At 68.8% G+C, this 20,951-nt stretch carries 21 protein-coding genes; 11 read left to right on the forward strand and 10 right to left on the reverse strand.

The features are described 5' to 3' along the window. Positions 1-8: 8 nt before the first annotated feature. The 5 genes from xylB (at position 9) to ACIQLD_RS09500 (ending at position 4,770) form a co-directional block, all read left to right on the forward strand. Positions 9-1,499, forward strand: a complete 1,491-nt coding sequence (gene xylB / locus ACIQLD_RS09480) for a xylulokinase (RefSeq protein WP_402607708.1) — start codon at positions 9-11, stop codon at positions 1,497-1,499. After that, positions 1,475-2,476 carry a phosphoglycerate dehydrogenase gene (locus ACIQLD_RS09485; protein WP_402607710.1) on the forward strand — a complete coding sequence of 334 codons (1,002 nt, stop codon included), beginning with the start codon at positions 1,475-1,477 and terminating at the stop codon, positions 2,474-2,476. The genes xylB and ACIQLD_RS09485 overlap by 25 nt, the downstream gene beginning before the upstream one ends. Continuing rightward, positions 2,473-3,432, forward strand: coding sequence for a shikimate dehydrogenase (locus ACIQLD_RS09490; RefSeq protein ID WP_402607712.1), 960 nt, complete (start codon positions 2,473-2,475; stop codon positions 3,430-3,432). Before ACIQLD_RS09485 ends, ACIQLD_RS09490 begins: the two co-directional genes overlap by 4 nt. Then, entirely contained in the window at positions 3,432-4,403 is a 972-nt protein-coding gene (locus ACIQLD_RS09495; protein WP_402607714.1) for a phosphotriesterase, read from the forward strand. The genes ACIQLD_RS09490 and ACIQLD_RS09495 overlap by 1 nt, the downstream gene beginning before the upstream one ends. 70 nt (positions 4,404-4,473) lie before the next feature. After that, on the forward strand, positions 4,474-4,770 hold the full coding sequence (locus tag ACIQLD_RS09500) for a putative quinol monooxygenase (RefSeq protein ID WP_402607716.1): 297 nt from the start codon (positions 4,474-4,476) through the stop codon (positions 4,768-4,770). A gap of 15 nt (positions 4,771-4,785) precedes the next feature. On the opposite strand, the gene ACIQLD_RS09505 is transcribed toward ACIQLD_RS09500, so the two are convergent. From ACIQLD_RS09505 to ACIQLD_RS09525, 5 genes are all read right to left on the reverse strand, one after another. Next, positions 4,786-5,367, reverse strand: a complete 582-nt coding sequence (locus tag ACIQLD_RS09505; protein WP_402607718.1) for a VOC family protein — start codon at positions 5,365-5,367, stop codon at positions 4,786-4,788. Positions 5,368-5,508: 141 nt separating this feature from the next. Next, a complete protein-coding gene (locus tag ACIQLD_RS09510; RefSeq protein ID WP_402607720.1) occupies positions 5,509-6,510 on the reverse strand; it encodes an ABC transporter substrate-binding protein in 1,002 nt (333 codons plus the stop codon). Positions 6,511-6,666: 156 nt separating this feature from the next. After that, on the reverse strand, positions 6,667-7,701 hold the full coding sequence (locus ACIQLD_RS09515; RefSeq protein WP_029258495.1) for an ABC transporter permease: 1,035 nt from the start codon (positions 7,699-7,701) through the stop codon (positions 6,667-6,669). Then, positions 7,701-9,203 carry a sugar ABC transporter ATP-binding protein gene (locus ACIQLD_RS09520; protein WP_402607723.1) on the reverse strand — a complete coding sequence of 501 codons (1,503 nt, stop codon included), beginning with the start codon at positions 9,201-9,203 and terminating at the stop codon, positions 7,701-7,703. Before ACIQLD_RS09520 ends, ACIQLD_RS09515 begins: the two co-directional genes overlap by 1 nt. Before the next feature lie 189 nt (positions 9,204-9,392). After that, a complete protein-coding gene (locus tag ACIQLD_RS09525; RefSeq protein WP_402607725.1) occupies positions 9,393-10,262 on the reverse strand; it encodes a sugar phosphate isomerase/epimerase family protein in 870 nt (289 codons plus the stop codon). A gap of 190 nt (positions 10,263-10,452) precedes the next feature. Here ACIQLD_RS09525 and ACIQLD_RS09530 point away from each other — a divergent pair, with 190 nt between their 5' ends. Further along, positions 10,453-11,454 (forward strand): LacI family DNA-binding transcriptional regulator, encoded by a 1,002-nt coding sequence (locus ACIQLD_RS09530; protein ID WP_402607727.1) that lies wholly within the window; start codon positions 10,453-10,455, stop codon positions 11,452-11,454. Positions 11,455-11,523: 69 nt separating this feature from the next. Here the strand turns inward: ACIQLD_RS09530 and ACIQLD_RS09535 are convergent, their stop codons facing one another. The 3 genes from ACIQLD_RS09535 to ACIQLD_RS09545 all read right to left on the reverse strand — a co-directional run bounded on the left by ACIQLD_RS09535 (position 11,524) and on the right by ACIQLD_RS09545 (position 14,288). Further along, positions 11,524-11,943, reverse strand: coding sequence for an RbsD/FucU family protein (locus ACIQLD_RS09535; RefSeq protein ID WP_402607729.1), 420 nt, complete (start codon positions 11,941-11,943; stop codon positions 11,524-11,526). Positions 11,944-12,004: 61 nt separating this feature from the next. After that, on the reverse strand, positions 12,005-13,006 hold the full coding sequence (locus ACIQLD_RS09540; protein ID WP_402607731.1) for an aldo/keto reductase: 1,002 nt from the start codon (positions 13,004-13,006) through the stop codon (positions 12,005-12,007). Beyond that, a complete protein-coding gene (locus ACIQLD_RS09545) occupies positions 12,993-14,288 on the reverse strand; it encodes an L-fuconate dehydratase (protein ID WP_402607733.1) in 1,296 nt (431 codons plus the stop codon). The genes ACIQLD_RS09540 and ACIQLD_RS09545 overlap by 14 nt, the downstream gene beginning before the upstream one ends. A 124-nt stretch (positions 14,289-14,412) precedes the next feature. On the opposite strand from ACIQLD_RS09545, the gene ACIQLD_RS09550 reads away from it, so the two are divergent. The 3 genes from ACIQLD_RS09550 (at position 14,413) to ACIQLD_RS09560 (ending at position 17,297) form a co-directional block, all read left to right on the forward strand. Continuing rightward, on the forward strand, positions 14,413-15,273 hold the full coding sequence (locus tag ACIQLD_RS09550; RefSeq protein WP_402607735.1) for a fumarylacetoacetate hydrolase family protein: 861 nt from the start codon (positions 14,413-14,415) through the stop codon (positions 15,271-15,273). After that, the gene (locus ACIQLD_RS09555; protein ID WP_402607737.1) at positions 15,255-16,037 is read left to right on the forward strand and encodes an SDR family NAD(P)-dependent oxidoreductase; all 783 of its coding nucleotides are present in this window, start codon (positions 15,255-15,257) and stop codon (positions 16,035-16,037) included. Before ACIQLD_RS09550 ends, ACIQLD_RS09555 begins: the two co-directional genes overlap by 19 nt. A gap of 396 nt (positions 16,038-16,433) precedes the next feature. Continuing rightward, the gene (locus tag ACIQLD_RS09560; RefSeq protein ID WP_402607739.1) at positions 16,434-17,297 is read left to right on the forward strand and encodes a hypothetical protein; all 864 of its coding nucleotides are present in this window, start codon (positions 16,434-16,436) and stop codon (positions 17,295-17,297) included. Positions 17,298-17,437: 140 nt separating this feature from the next. Here ACIQLD_RS09560 and ACIQLD_RS09565 read toward each other — a convergent pair whose 3' ends face one another. Next, positions 17,438-18,436, reverse strand: coding sequence for an amidohydrolase family protein (locus ACIQLD_RS09565; protein ID WP_402607741.1), 999 nt, complete (start codon positions 18,434-18,436; stop codon positions 17,438-17,440). A gap of 46 nt (positions 18,437-18,482) precedes the next feature. Here ACIQLD_RS09565 and ACIQLD_RS09570 point away from each other — a divergent pair, with 46 nt between their 5' ends. Further along, positions 18,483-19,160, forward strand: coding sequence for a FadR/GntR family transcriptional regulator (locus ACIQLD_RS09570; protein ID WP_021198316.1), 678 nt, complete (start codon positions 18,483-18,485; stop codon positions 19,158-19,160). A gap of 31 nt (positions 19,161-19,191) precedes the next feature. Here the strand turns inward: ACIQLD_RS09570 and ACIQLD_RS09575 are convergent, their stop codons facing one another. Further along, positions 19,192-19,854: a transaldolase family protein gene (locus ACIQLD_RS09575; protein WP_402607743.1), complete on the reverse strand. Its 663-nt coding sequence runs from the start codon at positions 19,852-19,854 to the stop codon at positions 19,192-19,194. A 118-nt stretch (positions 19,855-19,972) separates the two neighbouring features. Here ACIQLD_RS09575 and ACIQLD_RS09580 point away from each other — a divergent pair, with 118 nt between their 5' ends. After that, positions 19,973-20,947 (forward strand): ribokinase, encoded by a 975-nt coding sequence (locus ACIQLD_RS09580; protein ID WP_402607745.1) that lies wholly within the window; start codon positions 19,973-19,975, stop codon positions 20,945-20,947. Positions 20,948-20,951 lie beyond the last annotated feature (4 nt).

Raw genomic sequence — 20,951 nt, forward strand, 5'->3', positions numbered from 1 at the left:
CTCCGGCCATGATCATCGCGCACGACCTGGGCACCACCGGGAACAAGGCGTCGCTGCACCACGATGACGGCCGTCTCGTCGCCTCGGTCACCGTCCCCTACCCCGCGCACTTCGCCGCGGGCGGCGTCGCCGAGCAGGATCCCGCCGACTGGTGGGATGCGGTCGTCGCCGCCACGCGCGATCTGATCGCCCGCACCGGCACGGCACCGGCCGACATCGCCGGACTCGTGGTGAGCGGCCAGATGATGGGCGCGGTGCTGCTCGACGCCGACGGCGAGCCCGCGCGCCCGGCGATCATCTGGGCCGACACCAGGTCCGGTGCGCAGCAGCGTGAGCTCGAGACCGCGATCGGCGCCGAGCGCGCCTACGGCATCCTGGGCCACCGCCTCAACCCGACGTACTCGGTCGAGAAGATCATGTGGGTGCGCGACACCGAGCCCGACACCTGGGCGCGGGTGCGACGGGTGTGTGTCGCCAAGGACTTCATCGTGCTGCGCCTGACCGGGCGCCTCGCGACCGACCGCTCGGATGCATCCGGCACCAACGCCTACGATCAGGCCGCCGGCACGTGGTCGGACGAGGTGCTGCGGGCCGCACGCCTCGACCCGGCGCTGTTCCCCGAGATCCTGGAATCCACGCAGATCGCCGGCACACTCACGGATGCCGCTGCCTCGGCACTCGGCCTGCCCGCGAGCGTGCGTGTGGTGATGGGCGGCGGCGACGGCCCGATGGCCGCCGTCGGCTCGGGTGTCGTCGCGCCGGAGGATGGCCCCTACGTGTGTCTGGGCACCTCGTCGTGGATCTCGTTCGCGGCCGACGCTCCGCTGCACGACCCCGCGATGCGTACCTTCACGTTCGACAACGTCGTGCCCGGCTCGTTCGTGCCCACCGCCACGATGCAGGCGGGCGGCGCCTCCGTGCAGTGGATCGCCGAGGCTCTCTCGCCCGACCCCGCACACCCCGATACCGGACGACTGACGGCCGAGGCCTCCGCCGACGTCGACACCGACGACCTCTACTTCCTCCCCTACCTCCTCGGCGAGCGTTCCCCGATGTGGGATCCGGATGCCCGTGGCGCATTCGTCGGGCTCGCCCGCCACCACGGCAGGGCGCACCTCGTGCGGGCCGTGCTCGAGGGCACCGCGTTCAACCTGCTCAGCTGCATCCAGGCGTTCCGCGAAGCTGGCGCCGTGATCGACCGCATCGACGCGGTCGGCGGCGGAGCCCAGAGCGACGTGTACCTCTCGGTGCTCGCCGATGTCTGGGGTGTTCCCGTGCGCCGCCGGACGATCGTCGAAGAGGCGAACAGCCTCGGCGCCGCGGTCACCGCCGCGGTCGGGCTCGGCCTCACCGACTTCTCGGCCGCCCGCGCACTGAGCGAGGTCACGGCCGAGTTCACCCCGGATGCCGCACGTCACGCCGTCTATGCCGACCGACACTCCCGCTTCGCCGATGCGTACACCGCCCTCGCGCCGTGGTTCGCCGGACGGCCGCTCTGATGGGCGTCATCCTCGTCACCAGCCGCTCGTTCTCCGACGGCGACCTCGACCTGGTCGAGCGCGCGGCGCAGGCGGGTCACCGCATCCTGCGAGGGCCTGCCCACCACGACCTCGACGAGCTGCGGTCGCTGCTGCACGGTGCCGATGCCTGGATCGCCGGCACCGGATCCGTCACCGACGCGCATCTCGCCGCAGCCCCGAAGCTCAAGGTCGTCGCCCGCTACGGCGTCGGCACCGAGTCGGTCGATCTCGACGCAGCGCGCGACCGCGGCATCCCGGTGACCAACACCCCCGGCGCCAACGCCGATGCGGTCGCCGACCACGCGGTCGGGCTCATGCTCGCCGCCCTCCGCTTCGTGCCCGACGGCGACCGGCGTGTGCGCGCCGGCGATTGGAGTGTGCGGCGCGGACGCGAGCTCGGTGCCGCGACGGTCGGCATCGTCGGCTTCGGGCGCATCGGCCAGGGCGTCGCCGCACGCCTGAGCGGCTTCGGGCCGCGCGTGCTGGCCGCCGATCCGTTCCTCCCCGACGATGTCGTGCGCGCGCGTGGCGCGGAACCCGTCTCGCTCGACGACCTGTTCCGGCAAGCCGACGTGATCACGCTGCACGCTCCTGGAGGGCAGCAGCTCGTCGACACCGTGCGCCTCGCCGGCATGCGACCGGGCACTGTGCTGGTCAACACCGCCCGCGGCGACCTGATCGACGAGGCCGCCGTGGCGCAGGCCCTGCACGACGGCGTGCTCGCCGGCTACGCGGCCGACACCCTCGACGGCGATACGGCCGCGCACGACAGTCCGCTGCTCGCAACCGAGCTCGCCGATCGGGTGATCGTGACCCCGCACCTCGGCGCGCAGACCACGCAGGCCGTCGACAACATGGGCTCCCTCTCGCTCGCCGACGTGCTCGCGGTCCTCGCAGGCGTCGAGCCCGCCCACCCCGTTCCCGTCCCCAGCCCCGCCCCCGAGGAGACCCGATGACCACCACCGCCGACGTCGTCGCCACCGCCCCCGCTCCGGCATCCGCCGACTACATGGGTTTCGTCGGGGTGACCACCGCGTCGTCGTCGATCATGAAGGTCTTCCCGCTCTGGGCCGACATCCTGGATCTGCCGACCCGCACCCTGGTCGGCCACGACCTGCCGATGGACGCCGAGCCCGCGCAGTACCGCGCGATGGTCGAGCAGATCCGCGACGATCCGCATCACCGCGGGGCGCTCGTCACCACGCACAAGATGAACGTGTACGCCGCGGCATCCGACCTCTTCGACGAGCTCGACCCGTTCGCGGTGTCGTGCTCCGAGATCTCCAGCATCTCGAAGCGCGGCCGTGTGCTGTCGGGACGGGCCAAGGACCCGATCACGGTCGATCTCGCGCTGAACGACTTCCTTCCCGCCGACCACTTCGCCCGCACGGAGGCCGCGGTCGTGATCCTCGGCGCCGGAGGCTCGGGCACCGCTCTGAGCTGGGCGCTGGCGGAGCGCGAAGACGCCCCGTCGAAGATCACGGTGACCGCCCGCACGCAGGACAAGCTCGACCACCTGCGCGAGGTGCACCGTCAGCACGGCACCCGCGAAGGGCTGATCGAGTACGTCGTGACGGCGACGCCCGCAGACGCAGATGCCCTGGTGGCTGCGGCCCCCGCAGGATCGGTGATCGCGAACGCGACCGGGCTCGGCAAGGATCGCCCCGGCTCGCCCCTGAGCGACGCCGTGGTGTTCCCCGACGGGGCGTACGCGTGGGAGTTCAACTACCGCGGCTCGCTCGATTTCCTGCACCAGGCCAAGGCTCAGGCGGCGACGCGCGGCCTGCACGTCGTCGACGGGTGGCGCTACTTCATCCACGGCTGGTCACAGGTGGTGGCCGACGTGTTCGCACTCGACCTCACGCCCGAGGTCGTCGAACGACTCGCCGAGGCCGCGGAGTCGGTGCGCTGATGCCCGCCGTCGTCCGCACGGTGCTCGGCGACATCGACCCTGCGCTGCTCGGGCGGGTGGACTATCACGAGCACCTGTTCCAGGTGTCTCCGCTGCTGCCGGGCGACGAACTCGACGACGAGGCGGCCTCGGGCGAAGAAGCAGCCCTGCTGCAGGCGAGCGGGTTCGAGGCGATGGTGGATGCCACGCCGTTCGGCCTCGCGCGCGACCCCGCAGCCCTCGCCCGGATCAGTGCCTCGACCGGACTGCGCATCGTCGCGACCACCGGCCGGCACCGTGAGGCCCACTACGGCGCGGAGCATCCGATGCAGGTGTGGACCGCCGACCGTCTGGCCGCCCTCTTCATCGCCGACATCACGCGCGGTATGCCCGCCGACGACGGGGAGATCTTCGAGACCCCCGACGTGCCGGTCGCCGCCGCACCCGACGGCGGCCGCGTGCGCGCAGGTCTCCTCAAGGGCGGCGTCGACTATTGGCGCATCAGCCCGTTCGAGCGCACCACCCTGATCGCCGTGGCCGAGGCGCACCGCGCGACGGGCGCTCCGGTCATGGTGCATCTGGAGTTCGGCACTGCAGCCCATGAGGTGCTCGATCTGCTGGTGGACGAGGGAGTGGCCTGCGACCGGGTCGTGCTGGCGCACGCCGACCGTGACCCCGACCCCGGGCTGCACGTCTCCCTCGCCGAACGCGGCGCCCACCTCGGCTACGACGGCTTCGCGCGTCCGCGCACCCGCTCCGACGCCGAACTGCTCGCCCTGACCGTCGCGGTGGTCGAGAGCGGCGCCGGTGACCGGATCGTGCTCGGCGGCGACGTAGCCCGGCGCACGCGATACATCGCCTACGGCGGCATGCCAGGACTCGCCTACCTCGGCGACCGCTATCTCCCACGCCTGCGTGCGGCCGTGGGAGACGAGGCCGTGCATCGGATGCTGGTCACCACCCCGGCGCGGCTGCTGACTCTCTCGCCCTGATCTTCACACCCAGCGCACGAGCATGACCATGAGCATCCGCCTCCACTCCCGACACTCCCGAGGAGACACCGTGTCCGAGCCGACCATCCTGCACGCCACCTTCACCGCCCAGCCCGGAACGGGCGACCGTGTGGCCGCACTGCTGCGCGACTTCGCCGAGGTGGTCCGCGCCGAGGAGGGCAACATCGTCTTCGATGCGACCCGGCTCATCGACGACCCCGACCGCTTCTTCGTCTACGAGGTCTATCGCGACGAGGCGGCCTTCCAGGCGCACATCGCCGCCCCGGCCGGGGTTCCCTTCAACGCGGCGCTGCAGGAGCTGATCGTCGAACCGTCGTCGCAGCTCACCTTCCTCTGTCGACTCTGACGACCCCGACACCGTTCAGCGATCGAGCCGGGGGTCTCGGAGGGATGCCATCGCCTCAACGAGGCTCTCGTGGATGTATTCGAGCTCGGGTGAGGTGAAGCTCGACCAATCCTCTTCGGCGGCATCATGCCCGTCGGCCTCTGCACCCTCTGCAGAGCCGCTCCACGGGAGGGCGTCCGCACCGTCGGTGTCCCCCGTCTGTTCCTGCGGAACATGGGTGTAGACCCACCAGACGTTTCCCGAGGGGTCGGCGAAGCGCGAGAACGTGTCACCGAAGAAGTCCGTCGGCCGGGTGACGATGCGAGCACCGAGTCCGACTGCTCGTGCGAGCGTCCCCTCGACGTCGTCGACGTACACCTGGAGGAATCCGGGGGTGAAGGGCCAGTCGGGCTTGCGGTCGGCGATGGTGATGACGGAGTCGCCGATGCGCAGCTCGGAGTGCAGGATCAGGCCGTCGGTGTCGACGGTACGAGCCTCGGGAACGTCGGTCGCCCCGAAGACCTCGACCACGAAGCCGATGATGCGGGCGGCATCATCGGTCATGAGGAAGGGGTTGACGGTGTTCGATCCGGCCGGCAGGGCAGGGGTGCTGCTCATGGTGTGTGTCCTTTCGTCACGATCACACTGACAGCCACCCCGGACAGATCCTGTCCTCGATCCTCGAAGTCCACCCCATGTCGGCCCCGACACGAAGAAGCCCCCCACCCGAAGGTGAGGGGCTTCTTCATCGTTGCGGTGTCACTCGTAGAGCACAGCCGCGATCTTCGGGTCGTCGATGTTGCTCTCGTCGTACCAGTACGAACCGGTGTCGTAGAACTCCTCGACGTCCTTGCCGTTGGCTGCATCGTAGGCGGCCTGCACGACCTGGGCGCCGATGCCGATCGGGTCCTGCGTGATGGCGCCGGCCATGGTGCCGTCCTTGATGGCGTTGATCTGCGCGGCTCCGGAGTCGAAGCCGACGATCGTGATCTTGCCCTTCTCGAGGCCGAGCTCGTTCACGGCGTTCACGACGCCGATGGCCGAGCCTTCGTTGGTGCCGTAGATGCCCTTGAGGTCGGGGTGAGCCGCGATCAGGGTCTTGGCGATGTCAGCCGACTTGAGGTGGTCGCCGTCACCGTACTGGATGTCGACGATCTCGATGTCGGGGTAGTCCGCCTTGATCTTCTCGACGAAACCGTCGCGACGCTCGACACCGGTCGAGTTGATCTGCGAGTGGCCGACGATCGCGACCTCTCCTTCGCCGCCGATCAGGTCGGCCATGTGCTCGGCAGCGAGCGCACCGGCGACCTTGCTGTCGGTGGCCGACAGGCTGAGTCCGACGTCACCGTTGCAGGGGGCGTCGAAGTAGACGACGGGGATGTCCTTCGCCTTGGCCTGCTCGAGCGGGGCGACGCACGCCTCGGGGTCGAGGGCGGCGTAGGCGATGGCGTCCGGGTTCTTGTCGATCGCGGCGGTCAGCATCTCGAGCTGGCCGGCGATCTCGGTCTCGGCTGCGGGGCCCTCGAACGTGATCTTCACGCCCAGTTCCTTGGCCTTGTCCTCTGCGCCCTTCTTCACGGCCTGCCAGAACTGGTGCTGGAAGCCCTTCGAGACCATGGCGATGTACATCTCGCCGTCGCTGCTGCCGCCGCTGCTCGAGCCTTCGTCGATTACGTCGCCGCCACCACCGGCACAGCCGGCGAACACCAGTGCGGATGCGGCCACGAGGGCCACGAGTGCGGTCTTCTTCCCGAATTTCATGAAAACTCCATTGTTTGGGTACGACTCGGTTTGTTCTGTGTGAATGCCGGACGAGCCGGCGCTGTGGACATTCCAGGTGCCAATGCGGATGTCTCCGCGGAAGCCGGCCGGGGCCGGAGGACGACGACGGGCACGGGTTTCGCCGCCGTCCAGGTCTCAGGTGCGCTGTCGGTTGCGGAGGGAGTCGAGGAACACCGCAAGCAGCACGACCACGCCGACGACGATGTTCTGCCACTCGGGCTGGATCGACATGATGCGCAGGCCGTTCACGAGCACGCTCATGATGAGGGCGCCGATCACGGTGCCGAGGATCGATCCGCGTCCGCCCAGCAGCGAGGTGCCGCCGATGATCACCGCGGCGATCGCCTGCAGCTCGTATCCCGTGCCGATCTGCGGCTGCGCCGAATCGAGGCGGGAGGCGATGACGATGCCGGCGACGCCGGTGAACGCCCCGGCGAACATGTAGATCAGGATCGTCCAGCGACGCGTGTTGACACCCGAGAGGCGCGTAGCCTCCTCATTCGAGCCGATCGCGAACGTGTACCGCCCGAGCAGCGTCTTGGACAGCACCAGGTACGCGATGATCGCGAGCACCGCGGTCACGAGCACGGCGTTCGGGATACCGGGGATGATCACACCGAGAGCGATCTTCTTGAAGTCGGGGGCCGACGTCGAGAAGTAGATCGGTGCGACCCCCGAGATCACGAGGGCGAGGCCACCGGCGATCATCATCATCGCGAGGGTGGCGATGAACGGCGGGAGGCGGAGGAACGTGATGTTCACACCGTTCACGAGCCCCATCAGCACACCGGTCAGGATGCCGCCGATGACGCCGACCCACACCGGGAGCCCCATGTTGGTCACGAAGACACCCGTCATCACGGCGCACAGCGCCATGCCGGTGCCGATCGACAGGTCGATGCCGCCGGTGATGATGACGAAGGTGGTGCCGAGAGCGAGGATGCCGATGACCGCCGTCGACAGCAGCACCGTGGCGATGTTGCTGAAGGTGAAGAAGTTCGGGCTGGCGATCGAGAAGAAGATGATCAGCACGATGAGCGTGCCGAACGCCAGCGACTGCTGGAACTGACGCTTCAGGAACGCGCCGACGTCCCTCTTGTCCGTGTTCTCGTTCACGGCTGTCTGGATGATCGTCGTCGTCGACGATCCGGGCTGCTGCGGAGCGCTCATCAGTCTTCCTCCCCGTGGGCTGCGAGTTGCATGATCTTCTCCTGGCTTGCTTCCTCGTTGCGGAGCGTCCCGGTGATGCGACCGTTGGCGAAGACCGCGATGCGGTTCGCCACACGGAGGATCTCCGGGAGCTCGGATGAGATGACGATGATGGATTTGCCTGCGTCAGCGAGCTGCTGCATGAGGCGGTAGATCTCCTCTTTCGCGCCGACGTCGATCCCTCTGGTCGGCTCGTCGAAGATGAGGATGTCGCAGTCGCGCATCAGCCATCGGGCGATGACGACCTTCTGCTGGTTCCCTCCGGAGAGGAGCTTGACCACCTGGTTGACCGAAGGCGTCTTCACACGCAGCTGCTGCACGTACTCCTTGGTGCGGTTCTTCGCCTTGCTGTCACCCATCCAGCCGATCGCGTTGGCGTAGGAGCCGAGTGAGGCGAGCACGGTGTTGAACGTCACGTCCTGCTCGAGCATGAGCCCGAGGAGCTTGCGGTCCTCCGAGAGGTAGCCGACGCCGTGCTGCACCGCATCCGCCGGCTGGGCGATCCGCACCGTGCGACCGTCGATCGTGATCGTGCCGCTGTCGCGGTGGTCGGCGCCAATCACGGCGCGGGCTGTCTCGGTGCGCCCGGCGCCCATGAGCCCGGCGAAGCCGAGGATCTCGCCCTTGTGCAACTGGAACGAGACGTCCTTCAAGAGGCTCTTGGTCGACAGCCCCTGCACCTCGAGGACCACGGGGTCGTTCGCGTGCTCGCGGGCCTGGGGGCGGGTTCCCTCGTCGATCACACGTCCGACCATCATCTCGATGATCGTCGGGATGGTGATCTCGGATTTGTCGAGTGATCCGATGTATGTGCCGTCTCGGAGGACGGTCACGCGGTCGGCCAGTCGGCGCAGCTCGTCCATGCGGTGCGAGATGTAGACGATCCCGGTGCCCCGCGCCTTGAGCTGCTCGATCAGCACGAAGAGCGTCTCGACCTCGGCGTCGGTGAGCGCCGAGGTGGGTTCGTCCATGATGAGGACCTTGGCGTTGAAGGACAGCGCCTTGGCGATCTCGACCATCTGCTGCTCGGCCACCGTGAGCTCACCCACGAGCTGGCGGGGGTTCAGGTGGATGTCGAGGCGCTGCAGCAGGTCGGCGGTCTGCGCGTTCAGCTTGCGCTCCGACAGGAACGGCCCGGTGGTGGGCTCCCTACCCACGTAGATGTTCTGCGCGACAGTCAGATCGGGCATCAGGTTGAGCTCCTGATGGATGATCGTGATGCCCAGTTCCTGCGCCTGGAGGGGGCTCGTGAGCTCGACTTCCTGGCCCTCGAACGTGATCGTTCCCTCGTCCTTGGTGTAGATCCCGGAGAGGATCTTCATCAGGGTCGACTTTCCTGCACCGTTCTCGCCCACGAGCACGAGCACCTCGCCGGCGTGCACTTCGAGGTGCACGTCCTTCAGCGCCTGCACGCCGGGGAATCCTTTGCTGATCCCCTCGACCCGGAGGATGGGTCCACTCATGCGCTCACCTGCTTCCTTGAAGGTTCTGCTTCGACATCGACGGATCATTCCGTCGCAAACATCGGATCAATTCTGCGTCCTACGCTACGACAAGCGCAAGTTGTATCTAAATGTATCTAAAGTCGGTCGGATGGGGAAGACCTGTAATGACATCTTGATCTTCCGATCCGCCTCGCGTCGGATTGCGGCTCAGTGGAGGCGGATCGACTCGACCGCCACGAGCTTGTCGCGGATGTACGCGTTCGCGTGGGCGCCGAGTTCGACATTGTCGTTCCAGAGGTTGCGCCAGATGCCGAGCATGCGGCTGAGATCGGGGGCGACGACCGCCGACGAGAAGGACTCGAAGACGATCGGGCCGTCGTAGCCGATGCGGGCGAGCGCCTTGAAGAACGTGTCGAAATCGACCGTCCCGGTCCCGAGATAGCCACGGTGACTCTCACCGATGTGCACGTAGCGCAGGGCGGGGGCAGCATCGAGGACCGGCGCGAACATATCCGACTCCTCGATGTTCATGTGGTACGTGTCGATGTGGATTCCGAGGTTCGGCCGATCGACCTCGGCGACATACTCCAGAGCCTGTCTCGCCGTGTTCAGCACGTTGGTCTCGTAGCGGTTGACGACCTCGAGCGAGACCGACACCCCGCGTTCGGCGGCATGGTCGGCGACCCGCGCGATCACGGCCTTGCTGCTCGCGAGCCCTTCGGCCGTCACCGGCTCCATGTACTTCTTCATGGCGCTGTAGATCACCCCGCAGAAATGCTGTCCACCCAGATCCGCGAGCACGTCGACGGCCTTGAGAAGCAGGGCTTCGCCAGCTGCGACGATCGCGGGGTCGGAGCTGGTGACGTCGGTCGACTCGGAGAGCCCGAGCGAGGCACTGACGGCGAGGTCGTATTCCTCGAGCGCATCCTTCGCGGCGGAGACGTCGAACGAGAACGGGTCCATCAGCGGGAATTCGATGAGGTCGAAACCCGCCTCCTTGGTCTTGCGCACCGCCAGACGGATGCCCTCGGCATCGAAGTTCCCTGTCCAGACGAGCCCGTGGCAACCGATGTTCATGAGACCTCTCACAGCGGGTGTGCGGCACCGTCGCCGTTCGCAGTTGGCACGTGCCAACTGCGGTGTGCGAGTCACGCTACGTCGGGCGGACGAGCCCTGTCAAGAACTTTCTTGGCACGTTGCAACTCCTCCGATATCCTGGGGCCGCCGGTCAGGAACCCCGATCGACGCGGCCCGACGAAGGAGACCCATGCCCGCGAGCGTCAAGGACGTCGCCGCCCTCGCCGGAGTCTCCTCGTCCACCGTCTCGAACTACCTCAATCACCCGCACGTGCTCGGGGCCGCGAGCCGGGAGCGGGTGCGGGCGGCGATCGAGCAGCTCGGCTTCGTGCCGAACGAATCCGCCCGGCAGCTGCGTGCAGGTTCGAGCAAGGCTCTCGCGCTCATCCTGCTCGACGCCTGGCTGCCCTACTTCCACGACCTCTCGCGCGGGGTCGAAGACGTGGCGCGAGAGGGCGGCTGGTCGCTGTTCTTCAGCAACAGCAACCGCGACGACGCGCAGGAGCGGCGCAACCTCGACATGTTCGAGGCGCACCGGGTGCAGGGCATCGTCATCTACCCGCTCGGCGACGTGGTGCCGCGCCTGGAAGAGCTCGCCGACCGCGGCATCCGCTCGGTCGTGGTGGGGCCGATCCCCGACTCGTCGAAGGTCGCGTCTGTGCTGTTCGACGACCGTGCCGGCGGGCTGCTCGCGGGCGCGCACCTCGTCGAGCTCGGCCGTCGACGCATCCTGTTCCTCGGCAATCCGGCCGTGAGTCAGTCGAACGACCGCCTGGCCGGCCTCCGCGAGGCGGTGGCCGGCACCGACGCCACGGTGTCGACGGTCGAGGTGCCGCACCTGGCGACCGAAGACGGCCTGCAGGCCGGCGAACGGATCATCGCCATGCCCGCAGCCGAGCGCCCAGACGCCGTCTTCGCCGCGAACGACCTGGTCGCGCTCGGTGTGCTCACACAACTGCTGCGCCACGGCATCCGCGTGCCCGAGGAGATCGCGCTCGTGGGCTTCGACGACGTCGCCCAGGCGCACCAAGGCGTCGTGCCGCTCACGAGCGTGCGGCAGCCCGGTTACGAGATCGGGCGCGCCGCCGGGACCGCCCTCCTGCAGCAGCTCGCCGATCCCTCGGCTCCCCCACCAGCGACGACGCCGTTCCCGGCCGAGCTCGTCGTGCGGGAATCAACCGTCGGGCGCTGAGGTGGTCTTCGCAGCTCCCGGCGTGATCCGGCTGCCTCCACCGACGCCGTTCCTGGGTTGTGTACGGCGTCAGGCCGAGGGGTGGCCGACCACACCCTTGCGCAGCAGCGCGTTGCCGTACTTGCGGGTCTCGCCCGTGCGCACCACCAGGTATGCGTCCTTCGCGACCTCGTAGTAGGCGAACCGCTCGACGAAGGCCGTCGTGTCCACGGCCGTGCCCGCTGCGGCCATGAGCTCGTGCTGCACGTCGAGCACCTCACCGTCGGCTGAAGCCATCAGGTCGAGACCGGGCGCATCATCCAGAGGGAGCACCGTGCGGATGGCCGCCACGACCTCGGGCGTCGTCGTGCCGGGCAGGTCGATCACCCGTGCACCCAGACCCCACGCCGGGAAATGCGCGTCGGCGACGACCACGGCATCGGAGTGCCCCATGCGATCGAGGTGCAGCAGCAGCTCTCCGGTGAGCAGGGGATGGATTCCTTCGAGCACGAGTGCTCCTCTCGGTGAGGCGATGGGTGATCCGGCGACGGGTGATCCCGCGACGGGTCGATCAGGCGGGGATGAGCCCTTCCGCCGCCAGGTTCTCCCACAGGGCCGTCGGGATCTCGATCGCGGCGTACTCCGCATTCTGCCGCAGCTGCGCCGGGCGGCTGCCACCCACCACGACCGATCGCACGACGTCGGACTGCAGCGGGAACTGGATCGCCGCGGCGGGCAGCGGCACGCCGTGGTCGGCGCACACGGCGGCGATGCGCACGAGCCGGTCCCACAGCTCGTCCGGCAGCTGCCCGTACTCGTAGCGCCCGTCGCGACGCGGCTCGCTCGACGCGAGCAGACCCGAGTTGAAGACGGAGGCCGCCACGATCCCGGTCTCGGTCTCCCGGCATGCGGGCAGCACGTCGACCGCAGCCGGCTGTTCGAGCAGCGTGTAGCGACCGGCCACCATAACGAGGTCGAGGTCAGCCGAGCGCACGGCCGCCGCGAGCGCATCCGACACCATCGAGCCGATGCCGATGGCGGTCACCTCGCCGTCGGCGCGCAACCCCTCCATCGCAGGCAGAGCCTCGTCGAGCGCGAGGTCGAGGTCGTGCCGCTCGGGGTCATGCAGGTAGAGCAGATCGATGCGCTCGATGCCGAGGCGCTCGCGGGATTCCTCGACGCTGGCGCGAATGCCCTCCGCCGAGAAGTCCCACACGCGCTGCAGGTCATCGGGAACGTGGAAGTCGTTCGCGGTGTCGAGGCCGCCGGCGTGGTCGGGGTTCGCCCGCAGCAGGCGCCCGGCTTTGGTCGAGAGCACGTACTCGTCACGCGGCTTGGTCTGCAGGAAGGCCCCGAGTCTGCGCTCGGAGAGTCCGAGCCCGTAATGCGGCGCCGTGTCGTAGAAGCGGATGCCGCTCTCCCACGCGGCATCCAGCACGGCCCAGGCCTCGTCATCGGTCAGCGGCCGGAACAGGTTGCCCACGTTCGCGGCGCCGTAGCCGAGCGTCGGAACCTTCAGCCGGTCGGGCACTCCAGCGCGGTCGGACACCTCCCCGCGGTCAGGCACCGACATGTGCACCCTTCCACGTGTAGGTCGCGATGCTGTCGGCCTTCATCTCCATGCCGCTGCCGGGCGCGGTCGGCGCCATATAGGAGCCGCCCTGGATGTCGGTGGGCACGACGAAGTGCTCATGCAGGTGGTCGACGAATTCGATCATGCGGCCCTCGCGCGTGCCGGTGACGGCGACGAAGTCGAACATGGACAGGTGCTGCACAGCCTCGCACAGGCCGACACCGCCGGCGTGCGGGCAGACCGGCACGCCGAACTTCGCGGCGAGCAGGAGGTTGGCGATGTTCTCGTTCACACCGGCCACGCGCACGGCGTCGATCTGCATGACGGAGATCGCCTCGGCCTGCAGCAGCTGCTTGAAGATGACGCGGTTCTGCGCGTGCTCGCCGGTGGCGACGCGGATCGGTGCGACGCCGCGGGCGATCTCGGCATGACCGAGCACGTCGTCGGGGCTGGTGGGCTCCTCGATCCAGGCGGGGTGGAACTCGGCGAGCGCGTTGACCCATTCGATAGCCTCCGACACCTCCCAGCGCTGGTTCGCGTCGATCGCGATCGGGAAGTCGGGTCCGCACACCTCGCGTGCCTTGCGGAAGCGGCGGATGTCGTCTTCGAGGTCGGCGCCGACCTTGAGCTTGATCTGGGTGAAGCCGTCGGCCATCGCTTCGCGGGCGAGGCGCTCGAGCTTCTCGTCGGAGTAGCCGAGCCATCCGGGGCTCGTGGTGTAGCCGGGGTATCCGGTGACGAGCAGCTGCTGTTCCCGCTCGGCTCGACCGGGCTCGGCGGCGCGCAGGATCTCGAGGGCGTCGTCGCGGGTGAGCGCGTTGGTGAGGTAGCGGAAGTCGACGAGGTCGACGAGCTCCTCCGGTGTCATGCGGGCGAGCAGCTGCCAGAGCGGAAGGCCGGCGCGTTTGGCCTTGATGTCCCACAGCGCGTTGATGACCGCACCGATGGCCATGTGCATGACGCCCTTCTCCGGCCCGAGCCAGCGCAGCTGCGAGTCGCCGATGATGTCGCGGAACGTGCCGCCCATGTCGTCGAGCAGGGGTTCGATCTCGCGACCGACCAGGTGGCCTGCCAGCGCGTCGATGGCCGCGACCTGCACGTCATTGCCGCGGCCGATCGTGAAGACGAACGCGTGGCCCTCGATGTCGTCGTCGGCGTCGGTGCGCACGATCACGTACGCGGCTGAGTAGTCAGGATCGGGGTTCATCGCATCCGACCCGTCCAGGCTCAGGGAAGTGGGGAAGCGGATGTCGGTGGTGTCGAGGGCGACGATACGGCTCACGGGATTCCTCTCGATGCGCGGCTGATTTCTTCCGCGCGGATCTCTTGGAGTGTAAACATCGGATGTCTATACTGTCAACGAGACCGGCCGCCTCATCGCGGCCTCCCGACCGATCAGGAGAAACATGAAGTTCGCGCGGCTCGGCACCCCCGGGAATGAGATCCCCGTCCTCGTGGAAGGCGACCGATACCTCGACCTCCGCTCCGTAACATCCGATGTGAACGGCGATTTCCTCGAGGGTGATTTCGTCTCCCGGGTCGCTGCCGCCCGCGATGCCGGAGAGCTCCCCGAACTCGCGGATGCCGCATCGCTGCGCATCGGCGCCCCGATCGCCCGCCCGAGCGCCGTGATCTGCATCGGCATGAACTACGCGGCCCACGCCGCCGAGTCAGGTTCGGAGCCGCCCACCATCCCGATCCTCTTCCTGAAGACGCCGAACACGGTCGTCGGCCCGAACGACGCCGTCACGATCCCCCGCGGCAGCGAGAAGACCGACTGGGAGGTCGAGCTCGGCATCGTGATCGGCACCCGCACCGCCTACCTCGACAGCCCCGAGGAATCACTCGCGCACGTCGCCGGCTTCGTCGCCGCGAACGACGTCTCCGAGCGCGACTTCCAGATGGCCGTCTCGGGCGGGCAGTGGTCCAAGGGCAAGATCGCCGCCGGCTTCAATCCGACCGGTCCGTGGCTCGTCACCCCCGATGAGGTCGACCACCAGGCGCTCGGCCTTCGCAGCTTCGTGAACGGCGAGCCGCGGCAGGACTCGAACACGAGCGACATGATCTTCACGGTCGAGCACATCGTGCACCACCTGTCGCAGTACGTGACGCTGGAGCCCGGTGACCTCATCCTCACCGGCACACCGCAGGGCGTCGCCCTGTCGGGCAAGTACCCGTACCTCGCCGCCGGCGACGTGGTCGAGATCGAGATCGACGGCCTCGGCCGTCAACGACAGGAGTTCGTGGCATGGGAGGCCCAGAAGTGAGTGCACCGACCGGACAGCAGAGCCTGAACGGACTGGTGGCGATCGTCACCGGCGGAGCTTCCGGAATCGGCGCTGCGATCGCGCAGCGTCTGCACGCCGACGGAGCGAGCATCGCGGTCCTCGACCGTGACACCCCCGCAGCCGACCCCGCTTTCGCCGCGTTCACCGCCGACGTCTCCGACCGAGCGAGCGTCGACGCAGCCGTGGCCGCCGTGGCCGAGCGGTTCGGTCGCATCGACATCGTCGTCAACAACGCCGGCATCGGCGCGCAGGGCGACATCACCGCGAACGACGACGACGAGTGGGCGCGTGTGCTCTCCGTCAACGTCACCGGTATCGCCCGGGTCACCTCGGCGGCGCTGCCGTGGCTGCGGAAGTCTCCGTCGGCCGCGGTGTGCAACACGGCATCCATCGCCTCGACGACAGGGTTGCCGCAACGGGCGCTCTACAGCGCGTCGAAGGGCGCCGTCGCGGCGCTCACCCGCGCGATGGCGGCCGACCACCTGCGCGAGGGCATCCGCGTGAACGCCGTCAACCCCGGCACGGCAGACACCCCGTGGGTGGGCCGGCTGCTCGACTCGGCGGCCGATCCCGCCGCCGAGCGTGCGGCCCTCGAAGCACGTCAGCCGCACGGACGTCTGGTCAGCCCCGACGAGGTCGCCGCCGCGGTCGCGTATCTCGTGAGCCCCGCGGCCGGGTCGACCACCGGGACCTTCATCGAGGTCGACGGCGGCATGGCCCAACTGCGCCTGCGCGCGGAGTAGCCCCCCCTTCCTCCTGCCCCTTCCTCGCACCTCCTGCCTCCTGTCGCCTGCCTCCTTCCGGTCGCAGTTGACGCCGGTCGGGCGAACTCACGCACGTTCCGGTCGCAGTTGACGCCGCCTCCATCGCGCGAGGGCGGCAACAATTGCGACCGGAAGCGCAGAGACCGACGCCGGACGACGGCAACTGCGACCGGAGCGCGTGACACGAGCCACCTGTGGAAAGCCGCAGCAGCGACCGCGCAACCCTGCGATCGTGGCGCGATGACTCCGTCTCGCCCACTTCCAGCGCATCTCGGTGCATCGTTCTCAGTGCAACAGGCACTGGATGCTGGAATCAATGCTGGCCGCCTGCGGAGGGGCGATCTCGAAACTCCGTTCCGTGGCGTTCGGCGGCAGGTGCGAACCTCTACAGTTCGCGACGATCTCGACTCCTTCGAGCGGCAACAGGTCGAGAGACGCATCCGCGCGTATGAGTACGGTCCTCGGCTGCGCTCGGGTCAGTTCCTCAGCCACGAGAGCGCCGTCGCGATCTGGGGTGGTCCCATGCCTCTGGTGCTCGCTGACAGACGGCCCGCCGACGGGCGCACACTCCCGGTACACGTCACCACCCTCGGTTCTGGAGCCCTTGTCCGCGCGGCTGGAGTACGAGCCCATCGACTTCGCGCGCCCGCTGCCCGCCTTCTCCACCCATCCGGGCTGACGGTCGCCAGCCCGGAGCTGACGTTCGCCGGTCTCGGAACGTGGGATCTGCTCGACCTCGTCGCCCTCGGCGACTACTTCTGTCGCGTCTGGCGGGTCGGATACGGCCGACCGGATCCCGGCAAGACCTCCTACTCGACGGTGGAACGTCTACGCAGCGCGGTCGAACTCGGACGCCGCGTCGGCGCGACCCGTCTTCGACAGGCGATCGAACTCATCCGCGAGGACTCCTGGTCTGCCCGCGAGTCCGCGCTCCGGTGTCGCATCGTGTGGGCAGGTCTGCCTGAACCGGAGCTCAATGTCGATGTCTATGGTGACGACGGCCAGTTCCTCGCCTGCGTAGACCTCGCGTATCCGGCCCGGAAGGTCGCGATCGAATATCAGGGGATCCGGCACGCCCAGCGCTACACCGCGGACGTCGAGCGGATCGAGGCGCTTCGGGTCGCAGGCTGGACAGTGATCGAGGTCACCAGCGTGCTCTTTGCGCACCCGGAGGACTTGATCCTGCGAATCCGACGTGCTCTCGGCAGGTCGCCCGGCATCAGTTCCGGTCGCAGTTGACGCCGTCTCGGAGCCGACCCCACGGCAGCAATCGCGACCGGAACCAGCAGAGACCGACGCCGGACGGCAGCAACCGCGACCGGAACCACCGAGACCGACCCCACGGCAGCAACCGCGACCGGAGCCGCAGGAAATCCGGGCTAGCCGCGGTGACCGCGGAGCCAGCCGCGGAGGCCGGAGCGCGGAGCCTCGTCAGACGCGACCTGCCGCGGCTCAGCGGTGCGATAGAACTGCTCGGCGTTGCCCCAGAGGATCGCGTCGAGGTCGTGGCCCCGTGCATCCGCCCACGCCAGGACGGTGTCGGCCCAGCGCGACCGCGCGGTGGGCTGGTACGTCGCGGAGCCGCCCTCCGGCGCGTGCGGGTCGCCGTCCTCCGGCGCGTGCGGGTCGCGGGGCTCGGCGGGGCCGATGGCCGAGACCGGCCAGTCACTTCCCCACATCAGGCGTTCGACCCCGAAGGCATCCGCGGCCACGTCGAGGAACGGCTCCAGCTGCGCGGCGCTCCAGTCCCCGCCGGCCTCCCCCGGCAGACCGGAGAGCTTGCAGAAGGTATGCGGATGCCGGGCCAGTTCCGCGAGATCGCGCGCCCATTCCGCCGACGGCGCGAGCGGCGACGCCGCCGTGCCGACGGCGGGCTTGCCGAGATGGTCGAGCACGATCCGCAGCTCCGGGATCGCTCCCGCGAAACGGGCGATCTCCGGGAGCTGATCGGCGCGCACGCACGCGTCGAAGGTCAGATCGCGCGCGGCGACCTCGCGCGCGCCGGTCACGAACGCGGCCGAGACTGCCAGTCCGTCCGGCTCGCCCTGCAGGTTGTGCCGCACTCCGACGACGAGGGGCTCGGCCATGACCCCCTCCAGGTGCGCGACCGTGTCGGTTCCCCGGTCGAGACGGATGCCGGCGACGATCCCGACGATGCCGAGCGCAGGCGCCTGCCCCGCGACCCACTGCACCTCGTCGAGGAAGTCGTCTTCGATGGTCTCCGCCTGCACGAACACCGACTTCTCCGGGTGCGCGGCGGACAGGCGGGCGAGCCCCAGCTCCCGGTCGGCGAACCGGTACGCCAGCGGCCCCTCGAGCCAGGTGTAGGTCAGCGCCTCCGGGTCCCAGAGGTGCAGGTGTGAATCGAGAACGCGCATGGATCCATCCTGCCGGAGACATCCGATCAATCGCTAGGATGACGCCATGGCAGTCACCGACGAGGCGATCGAGAAGATCAAGGCGATGATCGTGGCGGGCGAGCTCGCCCCCGGCGATCGGCTTCCCCCCGAGAAAGAGCTGTCAGAGCGGCTCGGCCTCTCCCGCAGCTCGATGCGCGAGGCGGTCAAGGCGCTGGAGGTCATCCGGGTCCTCGACGTGCGACGCGGCGACGGCACCTACGTGACGAGCCTCGAACCGCATCTGCTGCTGGAGGCGATCGCGTTCGTCGTCGACATGCACGACGACGACTCGATGCTCGAGATCTTCGCGGTGCGCCGCATGCTGGAGTCGCAGGCGACAGGGCTGGCGGCCACCCTCGGCACGGAGGAGCAGATCGCCGAGCTGCAGGACGAGGTCGATTCGGTCGACGCGGCGGTGACCATCGAGTCGCTGGTCGACCACGACATCCGCTTCCACCGCGAGATCGTCGCGATGTCCGGCAACGCGTATCTCGCGAGCCTGATCGAGCACCTGAGCAGTCAGACCGTGCGCGCTCGCGTGTGGCGCGGTCTCACCGAGGGCGGCGCGGTCGAGCGCACCCTGTCGGAGCACCGTGCCATCGCGGATGCGATCGCCCAGCACGACTCCGCCCTCGCGACCTCGCTCGCCACCGCGCACATCGCGGGCGTGGAGCGCTGGCTGCGCCAGGCCGCGGCGAGCTGAAGGCGCCTGCCGGAGATTCAGCAGAACGCGCTCACGCGCCCAGGCGCACCATCGCGGCGTCGAACTCGGCGGCCGAGCTGTCGCTCACCTCGTGGAAGAGCACCCGGTCGAGCACGTCAGGCGCGGCGGTGAAGTAGGGGACTCCTGCCAGCCGCAGGCCCGTGATGTCGTCCGGCGAACGCAGCGACGCGGCGAGCACGTTCGAGTCGCTCCCCGCGCACACCTCCTGCATGCGGGAGATCATCGCGTCGCCGTCGAGACCCGCATCGCGCATCCGTCCGAGGTACGGTGCGATGTACTGCGCGCCGATCGAGGCGCACGCGAGTGCCTGCGAGACCGAGTACACCGCGGTGACGAGCACGGTTGCGCCATCGCGCACGAGAGCGGATGCGGCGGCGAAGCCCGCGGCCGTGGCCGGGACCTTCACGGCCACGCGGTCGCCCAGCGCGCGGATGCCCTCGGCGTTGCGGAGGAAGGATGCGGTGTCACCGCCCCAGGTCTGGAAGAAGATCTCGCGCGCGCCCTCCGACTCCCACCGGGCGTAGAGCTCGGGGATCTCGGCGGCGGTGCGGCCTCCCCGTTCGAGGATGGTCGGGTTCGTGGTGACGCCGTGCACCACACCCGCGGCGAGCAGCCGGGAGACGCGGTCGACATCGGCACTGTCGACGTACAGGCGTGGCGCGATCGGGTTCATCGGGGTCTCCTCGCGGACAACCTGTCGTTACAGGTGCGGATTCGGCTAATGTAATGACAGCCACCGCGGTCTGTCAAAGCGTCGGCTACGCCTGCCGTCGAGGAAGATCAGGAGCGAGATGACCCCCGCACACCCCGAGGACCGTACCGGCGTCGTCATCGTCGGCAGCGTCACGGCCGATGTGACCACCTTCTCCGGGCGTCTGCCCGCCAGAGGCGAGACGATTCTCGGGGACGAGTTCACGCTCATGCTGGGCGGCAAGGGCGCGAACCAGGCTGTCGCGGCCGGGCGCTCCGGTGCGCGCACGAGCTTCGTCGGCTGCGTCGGAGACGACCTGTTCCACGACCTGGTCGTCGACGGGCTGACCGAGGCCGGCGTCGACCTCACGCACCTGCGCACGGTTCCCGGGCCGACCGGCGTCGCGCACATCCGCGTCGACTCGTCTGCGCAGAACGACATCGTGATGGTTCCGCTCGCCAACGCGGCCCTCAGCGCCGCACAGATCGACGAGGCGCTCGCAGCCCTCGCCCCCACGACCTCTGTGCTGCTCACGCAACTCGAGACGCCCTCCGCACTCACCGCCCACATCACCGCGCGCGGACGCGAGCACGGCATGACCGTCATCCTCGATCCTGCCCCGGCCGCCGAGCTCGACGCCGAGATCTGGCGGAGCATCGACATCGTCACCCCCAACGAGACCGAGGCGACGCTGATCAGCGGCATCGAGGTGACCGATGCCGAATCCGCCGAGCGCGCCGGACGCTGGTTCCTCGCCCAGGGGGTCGGCGCCGCCGTCATCACCCTCGCCGGCCAGGGCTCGTGCGTCGTGACGGCCGAGAGCGCAGCCGTGATCCCGCCGTTCCCGGTGGAGGCGGTCGACACGACCGCGGCGGGTGACGCGTATGCCGGGTATCTCGGCGCGGCGCTCGCGAACGGCAGCACCCTCGCGGATGCGGTGCGCCTGGCCACCGCGGCCGGGGCTCTGACCGTCACGAAGCAGGGGGCATCACCGAGCCTCCCCCACCGCGCCGATGTCGACGCGTTCCTGGCGGAACGCGCAGCTGCACCCACGCCCGCACCCGTCGCGAGCTGACACT

Origin of the sequence: Microbacterium sp. NPDC091662 (assembly GCF_044756705.1) — a bacterium.
Classification (GTDB): domain Bacteria; phylum Actinomycetota; class Actinomycetes; order Actinomycetales; family Microbacteriaceae; genus Microbacterium.